We start from the raw sequence: 13,119 nt of genomic DNA on the forward strand, positions 1-13,119 counted from the left end.
CTGGACGGCAGAAAACGCTCCGGTGGAATCGAGCCGGTCTCGCTCCTGGGCGCTCACCCTCTTACCCCCACTCAGTAGGTCGGACTTGGAGTGGCAGCGGAACGGGCGGGAGCTCGCGTAGTCGCCACGCCTTGCACAGCGGCTTCTGCTCTCGCCCGTTCCGGCCATGCGTCTACACAAGCCCCCGCGATCGCTGGTGCCCAGCGCGGCACCGGCGCAGAACTGATGCATCCCCATTGCGTCACACGGTGTGAGCTGGATGAATGGATCCGTGGGATGGCGGTGAAGGGAGGCAGTACATGGCGGGTAAGCGTCGGCACCGGCTGGCCCAGCGCCGCAAGGCGATCGGGCTGAGCCAGGAGCGCCTCGCGGAAGCCCTCGGCGTCGACCGCTCCACCGTTGTGCGGTGGGAACGGGCGGAGACTGACCCGCAGCCCTGGCACCGGCCGCGTCTCGCCGCGGCCCTCGAGCTGTCGATCGAGGAACTGGCCGACCTCCTGGCCGACGTCGGCCAGCCGCCGTCACCGCCCGACGAGCGGCTCGGCTACGTTCTGCGCAACCCCGGCCGCGTCGACCTGATCGCTGTGGCGTACCTGAGGGAGCGCGTGCAGCGCCTCGACGAGCGCTACGACCACACGCCTTCGACGCTCCTGCTCGCCGAAGCCGGACAACTACACGGTCAGGCGATCTTCCTTCGCCAGCACACCAGCAACGGGCCGGTTCAGCGCGAACTGGCGGCAGCCGTCGCCGAGTCCGCGACGTTGATGGGTCAACTTGTCTGGGACGCATCACAGCGGCGCGACCATGCCGCCAGCGCCGCCTACTTCGACCAGGCGATCAGCGCCGCCCAGGAAACACGCGACGCGGTCACCGAGGCCAACGCGTTGCTCCGCAAGAGCTACCTCGCCCTTTACGGCACCAAGCAGCCCAGCGCCGGTCTTGTCCTAACCACCCGCGCCGCCGCCGTCAGCCACAGCGACAGTCACGTCATCGCCGGCCTCGCCCAACTGCACCGCGCTGAGGCACACGCGATGCTCGGTCAGGCCAAGGACTGCTCCGACGCTCTCGGTATCGCTGAAGCTCACTTCGCTGCCGTTGACGCCCGTGATCCAGCCACCGACATCTTCTGCCCCAGCCACTACACGAGGCTCGCGGGCTCCTGCTGGCTCTCCCTGAACAAGCCCGACGAAGCCGTCCCAGCGCTGGAGAACGCCCGACAACTGATCGCCGCACGCCGCAAGTCCACCGCCGTCATCCTCGGCAACCTCGCCCTCGCCAGCATCCTCCGACGCGACGTCGACGCCGCGACGTCCTACCTGCATCAGGCCATCGACGTCATCGAGCGGACCCGCGCCGGAGGCGGACTCAACCTCGCCTTCACCACCGCCCGACAGTTACGCCCCTGGCGCAACGAGCCCCCGGTCCAGGACGTCAACGACCGACTCCTCACACTCATAAGCTCATAGGAGCACCAACGTGACCGACATCGACCGCGCCAAACACGCCGTTCGGCAACACGTCTGGGACCTCCTCGAACGTGAAGGCGCCGCCCCACCCGGCGTGCACGGCCACATCCCCGACTTCGTCGGCAAGGAAGAGGCGGCGGACCGCCTCGCGGAACTGGACATATGGAACGAGGCCCGAGTCATCAAGTGCAACCCCGACCGAGCACAATTTCCCGTCCGGGTACGAGCCCTGCAAGAAGGCAAGCTGCTCTACATGGCGGTCCCGAGACTCGCTACCCCCAAGCCCTTCTATCTGCTCGACCCCGCCCGCCTCGCAGCACCGATCGAGACCGCAGTTACGAGTACCGGTGCGCCGCAGATCGCTCCCACCGTGGGACCCGACGAGATGCGCCCGGTGGACCTCATCGTCTGTGGCAGCGTCGCTGTCAGCCGCCAAAGCGGCGTGCGGGTCGGCAAGGGCGCCGGCTACTCCGACCTGGAGATCGCTCTCCTCACCGAGGCGGGACTCGTCACCACCGAGACCGCCATCGCCACCACGATCCACCAGACCCAGCTTCTCGAGGAGGAGCTACCCGACGCGGACCATGACTTCAACGTCGACTTCGCGATCACGCCGAACGTGGTAGTGGCTTGCAGACCCGACCGGAAACGGCCGCCCGGCATCATCGGATCAAACCTTCGTCAAGATCAGCTCGACAGTATCCCCATACTGCGCGCCTCAAGTCGGCAGGACACCCGGCTCACCAGGTAGCTCAGGACTCCTCCGCCAGGGCGCCAACTATCGGTGCCAAAAGATTGTCCTGCGCCGGTTGATGGTTGACACCATCGGCGCCTCCACCCTCTTGCTCCGTGTGCTGCGGCACCCTCCTATCGGTGATCAAGTTTCCGATGTCGGCGGTGGGACGGGCGGAACTGTGCCACCGCCGACGACGCTATCTACTTATGATCTTGGGGCTTGGGTTGGTGGCTGCTGAGCATGCGTACGGTGGTGCTCAGCCTGATCGGCGCATCGTCGGGGCCTCTGAGGAAGGGGTGGATGTAGACGGGGCGGCGCAGCGATCGGCCGGGGCCGTGGGCTTGGTTGCGCCAGTGGCCGGAGACCCAGAACCGACTGGTCTGAGAGCGTCCTTGGCTGCCTGGCGTCGGTTCCCCGTCCGGCCCTGGGCTGGTGCGGCGGCCGCGGATGCGCACGATGCGCAGCTCGGGTACGGGCCGGTTGGTGCGGGCGTAGGTCTTGGCGACGGCTTTGTCCACTCCTGTGGTGGTGACTTCTGCGGTTTGCTGTGCGATCAGCAGCCACGTCGCGACCAGCGCTGCCACCGGTTGGTCACCGTGTATCAGGTGCTGTTCGGCGAGGCGGGCTGCGCTCATCGGTGCGAGCCAGCCGACCTGTTCGCGTAGCCGCTGCAGTGGCTTGCCGTGCAGTCCCGCGCCGATGGTGCGGTAGAGGACTATTTTCCGGCCGTGGATGGTGTCGGTCCAGGAGGCGGCGGTGAGCTGCCGGTGTGTCACTGGCCGGGGCCAGATGAGCATTCCGTCGGCGGCGGGGATGAGGTCGCGGCTGATGCGTACGTCGGGCAGCTGTGCTGCGGCGTGCTCAGCCAGGTCGGTGAAGTCGTTGTCGATCCAGTACAGGTGTGATCGTTCGAGGCTGGTGACTATCTGCTGTCGTGCGTCGGTGATTCCGAGCGCGGCGGGCAGGTTGTCGGTGCCTCGGTAGAAGCGGGTGAGCCGGTCACGGACCTTGGGCAGTTCCGCGGCGGTGATGGTGGTTGCCGGCCAGGCGGTCGTCGTGATGAGCGTTCGGCCGGGGAGTCGGGCGTTGAGGAACGCCAGGTGCAGTTCCTCGATTCGTGCTCGTGCCTGTGGATGGTTGGCGAGGCCGAGTGCCCGTACCGCGCGGTCGATGACCTTGTCGTTGCGACCCTCGTCGATGTGGGTTTGGCAGGCCGCGCATGCTGCCCAGGAGTGGCCGAAGTCTTGGACGAGCCCTGCGGTGGGGCCGATGGCGATGGCGGTTACCTCGCCGCCGTGCAGTGTCCAGATCGGGTAGGGGTCGCCGCAGAAGTCGCAGCTTCGGCGGACGGTGTCGAGCTTGCTGACCGGGACGGGCGCTGGTTCGTGTCCGTCGGTGGCGAGGTGGGTCGGGTGTACGTAGGTGGGGGGCACGCCGAGGGTGTTCAGCGGGAAGAGGCAGGTCTGGCAGGCCATCTCCTCGTGTGGGGCGGTCACGCCGTGGCCCCGTCGGTCGGCTGGCGGCGGTCGCGGAGGCGAGGTCCGCGACGGTGCTGTGCGGGCGGCATGGTCATGCCCGGCTGGTAGATGGCGTGGCGGTTCCGGCCCTTTCGCTTGGCGTGGTACATGGCGATGTCGGCGCACTGCAGGGCCACCTCAGTGAAGGTGTCGCTGGTGTCGACGAGCGCCAGGCCCACGCTGGCGGTGATGGTGACCGTGGCGGGGTTGCCGTCTGCGGGAAGCGCGATGGGCTGGGAGATGATCGTGGCGAAGGTGTCGGCGATGCGGTCTAGGTCGTCGGTGCGGGCCGGCAGTAGTGCGGCGTATTCGTCGCCGGCGAGCCGCGCGGCGGCGCCTCCGTGTAGAGCGGCGATGTCGGTGATGCGGTCGCTGATTTCGGTAAGGAGGTCGTCTCCCCGGCCGTGGCCATGGGTGTCGTTGACGCGTTTGAAGTCGTCGAGGTCGATCAGAGCGACGATGATGGGCTGCGCGGGGGCGGTTTTGGCGAGGGTCGCGTGCGCGGCCTGCAGGCCGGCGCGGTTGAGCATGCCGGTAAGCGGGTCGTGGAGCATCGACCAGGTGGCGTCGGCGAGTTGGGTGCGGAGGCCGTGAATCGTCGGCCAGGCGGTGAGCCTGCCCAGGGCGATCGCCACCAACGCGGTGGCGATCATGATCAGTGATAGGGACACTGGGTTCCTCCTTTGCGGGAGAACCCGGGACGCGAACGTTTCCAGGCGGCGCGTCCCGGGTCCGGATACGACGACGGCCCGCCTTTGGCGGGCCGGGTTACGGGTTCGTGCCGCTCGGGCTCACGGCATCGGTGAAGACGACGACCTCCCCGAGGAGGCGCCATCGGGGCGGTTCAGTCAGCAGTGCTCGCAGCGCCGTACCTGCGAGTTGGTTGCAGCCGATGGCGCGCGATGCGACGTCCGCCAACCGGGAGTTGGTGTCAGCGGCGCACCGGGTGCGCGGCCTGGTCGGCGCGGAGCCTGGCCGGTAGGTCGGCTGGTATCTCGGCGTATGGCGCGACGGCCAGAAGCACCTCGGCCGGGTCGAGAATCGTCTCGATCCGGCCGAGGTGGATGGTGTCGGGTTGGTGGTGGGGTGCGGTGACCGGGTCCCAGGTGAAGTCGACGAGGGTGGCGACGTACGTGCGGTGGGGGTTCCAGCCGACCTGGATGGTGTACCGCTCGAACCCGGGTTTGGGTGTGAGGGTGTACAGGCTCATGGGTTCCTTTCCTGGGGTTGCTGCCCCTGCCAGGCACGTCCTGCGCCCCGGGCAGGTCGTGCAGCAGCGGCCGCTGACCTGGATGGTTCTGGCCGGGCGGGTTGCGCCGTCGTGGCTCACTCCCCCGTCGTGGCCCACGCTGTAAGGCGCCGGCGGGGTCTGGTCCGCCGCAGCCGGGGAGGAAGCACGGCGTGCTGCTGCGCCCCTGGCAGGAGAGCGGGTGGGGGTGCCGTCGGTAGGTGCGCCGATGCTCACGCCGGCAGGTGGCGGGCATGTTCCTCCGCCACTTCGATGATCTTGTCGCGTCGCGCGGCGGGCAGGTCGACGAGCAGGTCGACGTAGTGCTGTTCCTGCCCGGTGAGCGGCTCGGCGAGCGCCGCCTTGTAGGCCAGCCGCGCAGCCTCGTGGGCGGCCTCGATCGGCCCGCTGTGGTCGTAGGCGGAGGTGACCTGGCGAAGCTGTGCGGCCGCGGCGAGCGGGTCTCGGGACAGGGTGGTGTCGTAGAGGCGGAAGTTCACCGGGAGGTCGGCGGCGGTGATCGCGGTGATCAGGCACAGGTTGGCCTGGATGTCGTAGGCGAATGCCTCGGTGCGGGTGGGCGTTTCGCCGCGGGCGCGCAGGGCGGCGCGTTCGGCGTGCGAGCGCAGTCGGGCTTCTTCGGCGGTGCGGGCGAGAGACAGCAGGATGCTGCGGATGGGATCCACCGTGGTTACTCCTGTTCTGAGGCAGTGTTCGGGTTCGGGTTCGGGATCGATGGGCTGGGGTGGGTGCTGGTGATCGTCTGCTCGATGGCGGAGGGCGGCAGACCGGCGTGCAGGGCCTGTAGGAGCAGGTCGGCGAGCTGGTAGTCGGGGTTGACCTGCAGGGCACGTTCGGCGGCCATGGCGGCCAGGACGCCGTCACCGCAGCGCCAGGCGGTGAGCGCGAGTACGGTCGCGGGCGCTGGCACGAGCGGCTCGTCGGCGCGGCGGGTGATCTCGGCCCAGAAGGTGACGTGCTGGTCGTGCGGTTGGGTGAGGTTGGCGGCGAGGTCCCGCACGGACTTGTGCGTCAGCAGCACGGTCAGCCAGGCCACCTCGTCGTCGGTGAGATGTGTGCCGCCGTCGTGTTGTCGCAGCGCGCCGCGGACCGCGTGGACGCCGGCCTCGTACACCGCAGTGCTGCCGGCGGTTTTCAAGGCGGCCATGCGGGCGGTCGCGTCGTTCGTGGCGTGTGGGATGCCGTCGCCGGGGCTGTCGACGGTGGCGAAGCGGCTGGCCACTGCCGCCCGATCAGGCCTTGCGACCAGCCCGGCGACGGTCGCCTGCGCGGCGATGAGGGAGGTGGTGGGGTCGAAGGGGGTTCCGCGTGGTGGGCAGCAGGCGGGATCGTCGCAGGTGAGGCTGAAGATGCGGGTTTTGGTGACCCGTAGCAGTTCCCGCACGGCCAGGCCGGCGGCGGTGAACGCGTCGCCGACGGCACGCAGTGCCGGGTCGACGTGTCCTGGGGCGCCGTAGCCGACGATCACGAGGTCGGTGATCGGCTGCTGCCGCTGCACCACCGGGACGAGGTGAGCGGTGAGCTCGCGCAGCTGGTGGGCGGGGGATCCGGGGGCCGGCAGGTCGCCTCGGGCGGCGAACACGATCCGCCGGTCTCGGCAGGCGATCACGACGATGCTGCCCTCGCCGGGATGGAAGCCGATGAGGTACGGCACCGCGGTCGCCAGGTCGGCTGAGGATCGGACCGTCAGTTTGTTCTCGGAGAACGACACGATGATCTCCCAACAGAAAGTGGTTTCGGTAGAGGAGTGGGATGTCGGCCGGATGGCGTAGTCGTGGCTGGCGCCGCGCGCAGCGTCGATCCGCGAGCAGGCGCCAACTGAGGTCTGCCCGTAGGCGGGAGGGTTCGGTTGTACCTGCTCGGCCGCGGAGATATCCGGCGGACGGTTCAGTCGCTGTCGGGGTCCAGGTGCAGGTCGATGCCGAGGCTCTCGACGGTGGCGGTCACCGTGACCAGGTGGTGGTCGATTCCGGCCAGTGCCCGGGTCAGGTCCGCGCGGACGAGGGCTTCGGCTGCGGTGGAGGCGTCGGCGGGAGTGGCGTGTCCGCGTAGCCACATCTCGTACTCGTGCTGCCACGGGATCCGCCAGCCGTCCTGGTCGACGGTGGCGTACTCGGGGATGGTCCAGCCGTACGCGGTCCACGGCCGTGCCTGGTCCGGGCTGCTGGTGGTGACCGTGCGCATGGTGTGTCGTGCCGCGTCGCAGGCATCGCGGGCGGTGCCGTCGCCGACCGGCAGCGTGAGGTCGGCGACGACCGTGATGTGGTGTGCTTGAGGTAGGGGGTCGAGCCCGAGGTCGACGAGGAACTGGTCGACCCGCTGCGCGGCGTGCTGATAGATGCCGCCGAACTCGTCGTCGACCAGGGCGCGGATCGCGCGGGCGCGGATGCTGCGCCGCAGGCCGGTGAGGGCCTGTACGGCAGCGTCACGCGCCGCCGTCGCAGCGGTGAGGCGGTCGACGTCGGTCAGGTTTACCGCGCCGACCAGGTGCCGCGCATCGGTGTCGATGTCATCCGGCGGGGCCTCGTCAGGGCTGTCGGCGGTCTGCCAGGTCAGCCTGGTCAGGGTGATGCCGGCCTCAGCCAGCGCCTGTAGCTGGTGGTCCATCGTCGTGCGAGCGGCGTCACGCGCCTCCGCCTGCCGGGTCGCCGTGGCCCAGGTGTGGAGCGTGAACTGCACGGTGATGCGGTATCGGTGCGGCCCAGGCTCGTCATCTCCGTTGGAGGTGGGTGCCACGTCGATGACGTGTTGCGGGTAGACCGCCATCGCCGGCTGCAGCAGGCACAGCTCGTCCGGTACCCCCCAGCGCGCTTGCTCTCGGGCCTCGTCCTCGTCGGTGTGCGACCGCGTGTACGACAGGTGCGCTTGGGCGGAGATGGTCCACTGTTGCGGCAGCGGTTCCAGGCCCCATGTTGCGAGGGCGTCTTCGCATCCCGGGCGGCAGATCAGCCTGTTGCGCAGCGCGGCGATGAGGGCGGAGCGGGCCTCGACGGCCAGAGCCGCCCGTTGCTCGATGGCAGCCATCGTTTCGGCATGCAGGGTAGGGACCTGGTCCGCCGGGGTCCCGCCGGTCATCGCTGCGCCGCCCGACTGCCGGCAGTAGCCGAGGGCTTGCCCGTGACCAACCCGGCGCACGTAGCCACCGGCACGGTGGCCATGTCGCGGGCTGGGCGCATTTCGGTGTGTTCGCCGGCGGCCGCGATGGTGCTGCGCAGGAGGTCGGGCGAGGCGGCGGGGTGGAGGTCGGCTGGGAGATCACCGTCTCTCAGGTGCCGGGTGGGATGAAGCATGTTGCCCTCCGTAGAACAGCAAGAAGGCGGCCACCGGTTGGTGGCCGCCTGAAGGGATGGTGGTGCCGCGCCCCAGTCGGGTGGGCGAGGGGCGTGGGGTTTGTGCGTGCCAGATCCGAGGCTGGCAGCGGCGGCCGACCGTGGCTGGTGGGCGCGATGCCGTCGCGCGAGGCGTCAGATCAGAGGCACGTGGAAAGTAAGGGGAGCTCTCAAGGTAGCCGTTGCGGGAGCGCCTTCGGCTGGGCTGTCAGGTGCGGCCTCCTGGCAGGACCTGACAGCCCGGCAATCCCCTCCCCCGTGTCAGGGCTGCTGGCCGGAGGGGAATCCGCCGGACCTGCGGCCCGCCTGGCTGATCTCGTCAGCCAGCGAGCCTTCGCTGCTCGGCCGGTGACGGGAGACCGCTGCGGGACTCTTCGCCGCGGGCCGGTCCCGCTGTGAACCGGACCGGGGCGGGCCTACCGATCACCTGGTAGGCAGCTGGTGACCTGTGCAGCGGAACCGGCGCCGGCGCAGCTCACGCTGACTCCGCAGACGGCGGACATGCGGCAGGTGTCGGATTGGTTGATCCACTGGTCGGTCGCGACCGGCATCGAGGGAGTCTTGCAGGCAGGGTTTGCGATTGACCGATTGACCGCAGCGGGTGCAGTCAGTGCAGAGCCATCAGGTTTGACGGCTCTTCACAATGCAAAGTGTCTTCGGTGACGCTGATGCGCTGATTGTCGTCGAACTCGCGCAAAAACCAGATCTACAAGGCGTTCCGGGAGGTCGGGCGCGTGATGCACCGTGGCGCTGCTGCGGTTCCTCGCCGACTCGGGACTGCGGGCACGGGTGACGCGGCCACCAACAAGGCCGAGGCCTACAACGGGTTCTCCGCCTGGACCCCGGTTCGGCAATCAGGGCGTGATCGCCGAGAACGACCCGGCCGAGCAGGAAAAGTCGGTCAAATGGAACTCGCTGCGGTGCAACCTGATCGTGTTCCACATCGCGATCGACATGATGGAGGTCATCCGGCAGCTGGTTGCCGAGGGGTGGTAGGTGACCGCGGAGGATCTGGCCCAGCTCTCGCCCTACCTGACCTCCCACATCCTCCGGATCGGCGCCTACGCGACCGACGAACTCCACATCCCGCCGGACGTGTTCGACCCCGCGCTGGACGAGGTCGACTTTGGCGGCGAACAGCCCGCGGCCGCGTAGCAGGGCACGGTAACGCAGCAGAGGGTGGTTTAGCGCCTCCCCCATGCAGGGCGACACTGGAGGGCCGAGAATCCTCCATCTCTCACGCAGCACGCGTATCCCACGCAAATGTCCGAGGCCGGGCGCTCGTCCGGGATCGGCGCCGGCTCGATGCTGGCGGCAGCGCGGCTGGACCATCCCGGCGCGCGATGCCGGCGGGGCGTCGGCGATGCTGTGGGCATGGAGTACGTGTCCAGAGTGCCGCGACCGCCGCTGGACGGGCTGATCGACGACCTTTACTACCTGGAGGGTGCGCCGCCGTACGCCCGGCTGACGCTGCCGGCAAGTCCGGCGGCGTTGCTCATCGTCAACCTCGGGGCGCCGTTCCGCATCCGCGCCGGCACCGACATCGAGACGGCCGAGTACGCCGACGGCTGCGTGGTCACCATGCCCACCCGCGCGTGGGAGTTCGGCTACCCACCCCGGACCCGGTCCGTCGGCGTGCACTTCAAGCCGTGGGGGCCGGCGCCGTTCCTGCCGATGCCCGCGGCCGAGCTGTGTGACCGGCCGGTGACGCTAGAGCAGGTTTGGGGCCGGCCCGCCATCGCCGAGCTGCGAGACCGGCTGGCCACGGCGGACGGACCGCACGAGATGCTGACGCTGCTCGAGGAGGAGCTAATGCGACGGCTGTGCGAGGCCGCCGGCCTGGGGCTGGTCCGCCATACGAGCCGCGTCATCGCGGCGACCAGCGGGGCGGTGGCTATCGACGACCTGAGGGTTTCAGCCGGTGTCAGCAGCACTCACCTGGCACAGCGGTTCAAGGAGCTCATCGGCGTCACGCCGAAGCGGCTGGCCCGCACCTACCGCTTCGCCGCCACCGTGTTAACGATCAACCCCGCCGGACCGATCGACTGGGGCGACCTCGCCAGTAGCGCAGGCTACTTCGACCAGGCCCACTTCGGCCACGAGTTCCGGGCGTTCACCGGGCTCACGCCGACCCGGTACGTCGAAGTCCGGCGGCGGTTCCTGCGCGAACATCCCGGCCACGTGCTGGACGGCTGGCCGCTGCCGGCCGATTGATTTCTTACAAGAGCGACAGCTCACGACACGCTAATTTGGGGGCACCCCAAAGCAGAGGAGAGCCCCGTGGGCAAGGTGGTCATGTACAGCTCGGTGTCGGTGGACGGCTTCATCGCGGACGAGAATGACCAGCCCGGACCGCTGTTCGACTGGTTGTCCAGCGGTGACGTCCCGTTGGACGAGAGCGGCGAGGTGAAGGTGTCGCAGACGTCCTACGACTACACCCGGCCGTACTGGGACCAGATCGGGGCGACAATCGCCGGCCGCCACGTCTTCGACATGACCGACGGCTGGGACGGGAAGCCTCCGAGCGGGATCGACCACGTGGTCGTCGTGACGCACCGGCCGCAGCCCGAGGGCTGGGACCCCGAGGCGCCGTTTCACTTCGTCGACGGCGTCGAGGCAGCCGTGGCCAAGGCGCAGGAGCTTGCGGGTGACCGCATAGTCGAGGTCGCCGCTGGCGACGTCGGTGGCCAGGTGCTTGCCGCGGGTCTGGTCGACGAGGTGCGCATGGACGTCGTGCCCGTGGTGTTCGGGTCCGGCAAGCGCTACTTCGGGTCGGTCGACGCGCAGCACCTGTTGGAGGATCCTGACGTGGTGATTCAGAGCAACCGGGTGCTTCACCTGCGCTATCGGGTGCGCCGTTGACCGATCTGAGCGGGTAGCCGATCCAGTGAGTCTTCCCGGGCGCGCGCCTGCTCGTAGTCCGCAGCGAGCTCCTGCCACGGCTAACTCGGATCCTGGGCGGTGTCGCCGTCGGATCCCGCCGCCGACCCGCGGTCATGTCCCGTCATGCACAGGAGCATAGTCGTCTCGCCGGCTATGCCGCGATTTCCTACGCCCGTCCGGTGTGTGCCGTCAGCGAGCCACTCGGGGCAAGCGGGTAACCCCGCGGGCGTGTTCAAAAGCCTCCGTGAGGTTGTGCACTTGCAGGGTGAGTCGCTGGATGTTCGCGATTGCCACTTCGAGGTTCGCGGCAAGGTTCTCGTTGTCGCGGCGGAGGCGGGCGTTCTCTTGCCGCAGACTCGTCGCGGTGGTGGTGTCGACGGCGGTGTGTGCTGCTTGGCCTGTTGCGACGTGCGCGGGTTCGTCCGTCGCGTCGGCGCACCGTCCTCACGGACCTGCACCTGGCACTGCGGCGCGGTCAGGCGGTCGCCATCGTCGGTGCGAGCGGTGCCGGCAAGAGTACGCTCGCCGATCTCATCGCGGGTCTGATCACGCCGGAGCGAGGCGAGATCGTCATCAACGGTGATGCGGTACTTCGCGACGTCGACATCGACCGGTGGCGCCGGCGGATCGCGTACGCTTCGCAGTTTCCGTACTCCTTCACCGACTCGTTGCGCGCCAACCTGTACTACGGCACGTGGCGGCTGTCCTGGTCGAGGACTCGGCTAGCTCCCTTGACCTCGTGATCGTCTGCACTCGACGATCGATGTCCGTGATCGTCCGACTGCTGTACCAGATTCTGGTTCAGGTGCTCTCGTGGCTGGCGCTGTTCGCCCGCTCCTCCGAGTCGAAGGACGCGGAGATCCTCCTGCTGCGTCACGAGGTGGCGGCGCTGCGCCGAGGCAACCCGGGACCACGCGCGCTTCGCGCACGCTGGGCTGCAGTGGACTGATAGAAGCCACCACATGAAGCCCCAGCTCAACACCGACCGAGTTTCGACCAGGACCGTCACTCATCCGGCCCCGCGAGAAGCCCATGGCCCGGTCCATAACAGTTATGTGCATCGATGTAGACGGTCGCTCAAACCGCTTCTGGTGGACAGATGTTGCCCTCTTGACGAGGGACTTCTGTCGCAGTCTAATTTGGTGACCATATAGGGAGGCCCACTCGTGGGAGAGTTCGCCGTTCTGACGTGGCAGGGTTTCCTTCTGATCGCGGCTGCCGCCGCAAAGTGCGCGCACCGCGTCGGTTCGCAATGGCCGTTGCCGGTTACCGGCTTGCGCCGTCTGCCTTGGTCGAGCCCTGGCATGGAGCGTTCCCGGCGTCGAAGTCATCCTCGGCGCCGGCCTCATCAGCGGTTGGCACCCGACGATCATGCTTCGGCTCGCGGCTGCACTGTTCGCTTCCTTCGGGCTGGCGATGGCATCGGCACTCCTTCGAGGGCGCCGACCGTCCTGCGGCTGCGGTGTTGGCGAGGACAGGCCCGTCAGCTGGCTGCTCGTCGCGCGGACCGGTGGCTTGGCTATCTTTGCGGGCCTGTCCAGCGCTATTCCTCCCCCTTTGGGTTTGCAGGTGCTGTGGTGCGCGACGTCGGGCTTGTCGCGTGATGCAGCACTCGCCACGCTCATCGCGCTGCTGCTACTTGGCATGACCTGGCGGGCGTTGACGGTCGGCCTTCGCGTGCACAACCGTTTGGAGGCGCTGCGGCGATGACGGGTCCATGGATTGCTGCCTTCGGTGCGCTCGTAGTCATGGTCGTAGCGCTCACGATTCTTGTGTTGGGCGTGCTCGCCAGGGTGGACCGTGCGCTGGATGAGATCACGTCCCGGCCGCCAAGCAACGTACGCGCCCTCGGTGGACTGGAGGTCGGCCAGGCCGCGCCCTGTTGGAGTTCGCCGCGTCCGACGGGGGCGAACCCGTGCAGCTGAGTCGTTCGGTGATG

Annotated in this window: 15 protein-coding genes; 9 read left to right on the forward strand and 6 right to left on the reverse strand. The window is 68.4% G+C overall.

Annotation, left to right across the window (positions count from 1 at the left end; all coding sequences use genetic code 11):
* Positions 1 to 299: 299 nt before the first annotated feature.
* Together ACFYPS_RS32090 and ACFYPS_RS32095 are read left to right on the forward strand one after the other, a co-directional pair.
* Positions 300 to 1,466 (forward strand): helix-turn-helix transcriptional regulator, encoded by a 1,167-nt coding sequence (locus ACFYPS_RS32090; RefSeq protein WP_387329438.1) that lies wholly within the window; start codon positions 300 to 302, stop codon positions 1,464 to 1,466.
* A 10-nt stretch (positions 1,467 to 1,476) separates the two neighbouring features.
* Positions 1,477 to 2,217 (forward strand): 5-formyltetrahydrofolate cyclo-ligase, encoded by a 741-nt coding sequence (locus ACFYPS_RS32095; RefSeq protein ID WP_387329441.1) that lies wholly within the window; start codon positions 1,477 to 1,479, stop codon positions 2,215 to 2,217.
* 185 nt (positions 2,218 to 2,402) lie between these two features.
* On the opposite strand, the gene ACFYPS_RS32100 is transcribed toward ACFYPS_RS32095, so the two are convergent.
* From ACFYPS_RS32100 to ACFYPS_RS32125, 6 genes are all read right to left on the reverse strand, one after another.
* Positions 2,403 to 3,698, reverse strand: a complete 1,296-nt coding sequence (locus ACFYPS_RS32100; protein WP_387329443.1) for a hypothetical protein — start codon at positions 3,696 to 3,698, stop codon at positions 2,403 to 2,405.
* Positions 3,695 to 4,372 (reverse strand): GGDEF domain-containing protein, encoded by a 678-nt coding sequence (locus ACFYPS_RS32105; RefSeq protein WP_387329446.1) that lies wholly within the window; start codon positions 4,370 to 4,372, stop codon positions 3,695 to 3,697. Before ACFYPS_RS32105 ends, ACFYPS_RS32100 begins: the two co-directional genes overlap by 4 nt.
* Before the next feature lie 278 nt (positions 4,373 to 4,650).
* Positions 4,651 to 4,929, reverse strand: coding sequence for a hypothetical protein (locus tag ACFYPS_RS32110; RefSeq protein ID WP_387329450.1), 279 nt, complete (start codon positions 4,927 to 4,929; stop codon positions 4,651 to 4,653).
* A 251-nt stretch (positions 4,930 to 5,180) separates the two neighbouring features.
* A complete protein-coding gene (locus tag ACFYPS_RS32115; protein ID WP_387329453.1) occupies positions 5,181 to 5,633 on the reverse strand; it encodes a hypothetical protein in 453 nt (150 codons plus the stop codon).
* Between the two features lie 5 nt (positions 5,634 to 5,638).
* On the reverse strand, positions 5,639 to 6,679 hold the full coding sequence (locus tag ACFYPS_RS32120) for a DUF4192 domain-containing protein (protein WP_387329456.1): 1,041 nt from the start codon (positions 6,677 to 6,679) through the stop codon (positions 5,639 to 5,641).
* 176 nt (positions 6,680 to 6,855) lie between these two features.
* A complete protein-coding gene (locus tag ACFYPS_RS32125; protein WP_387329459.1) occupies positions 6,856 to 7,992 on the reverse strand; it encodes a hypothetical protein in 1,137 nt (378 codons plus the stop codon).
* A gap of 1,049 nt (positions 7,993 to 9,041) precedes the next feature.
* On the opposite strand from ACFYPS_RS32125, the gene ACFYPS_RS32130 reads away from it, so the two are divergent.
* From ACFYPS_RS32130 to ACFYPS_RS32160, 7 genes are all read left to right on the forward strand, one after another.
* Positions 9,042 to 9,293, forward strand: a complete 252-nt coding sequence (locus ACFYPS_RS32130) for a hypothetical protein (protein WP_387329462.1) — start codon at positions 9,042 to 9,044, stop codon at positions 9,291 to 9,293.
* Positions 9,294 to 9,452, forward strand: coding sequence for a hypothetical protein (locus tag ACFYPS_RS32135; RefSeq protein WP_387329465.1), 159 nt, complete (start codon positions 9,294 to 9,296; stop codon positions 9,450 to 9,452). It abuts the gene before it with no gap.
* A 108-nt stretch (positions 9,453 to 9,560) separates the two neighbouring features.
* Entirely contained in the window at positions 9,561 to 10,511 is a 951-nt protein-coding gene (locus ACFYPS_RS32140) for a helix-turn-helix domain-containing protein (protein ID WP_387329468.1), read from the forward strand.
* Positions 10,512 to 10,577: 66 nt separating this feature from the next.
* On the forward strand, positions 10,578 to 11,159 hold the full coding sequence (locus tag ACFYPS_RS32145; RefSeq protein ID WP_387329471.1) for a dihydrofolate reductase family protein: 582 nt from the start codon (positions 10,578 to 10,580) through the stop codon (positions 11,157 to 11,159).
* Between the two features lie 422 nt (positions 11,160 to 11,581).
* Positions 11,582 to 11,923: an ATP-binding cassette domain-containing protein gene (locus ACFYPS_RS32150; protein ID WP_387329474.1), complete on the forward strand. Its 342-nt coding sequence runs from the start codon at positions 11,582 to 11,584 to the stop codon at positions 11,921 to 11,923.
* 26 nt (positions 11,924 to 11,949) lie between these two features.
* Positions 11,950 to 12,129, forward strand: coding sequence for a hypothetical protein (locus ACFYPS_RS32155; protein ID WP_387329477.1), 180 nt, complete (start codon positions 11,950 to 11,952; stop codon positions 12,127 to 12,129).
* Positions 12,130 to 12,479: 350 nt separating this feature from the next.
* Entirely contained in the window at positions 12,480 to 12,890 is a 411-nt protein-coding gene (locus ACFYPS_RS32160) for a MauE/DoxX family redox-associated membrane protein (protein ID WP_387329561.1), read from the forward strand.
* The last annotated feature ends 229 nt before the right edge of the window (positions 12,891 to 13,119 follow it).

It is taken from the genome of Micromonospora sp. NPDC005087, assembly GCF_042872965.1.
Taxonomy (GTDB): Bacteria; Actinomycetota; Actinomycetes; order Mycobacteriales; family Micromonosporaceae; genus Micromonospora.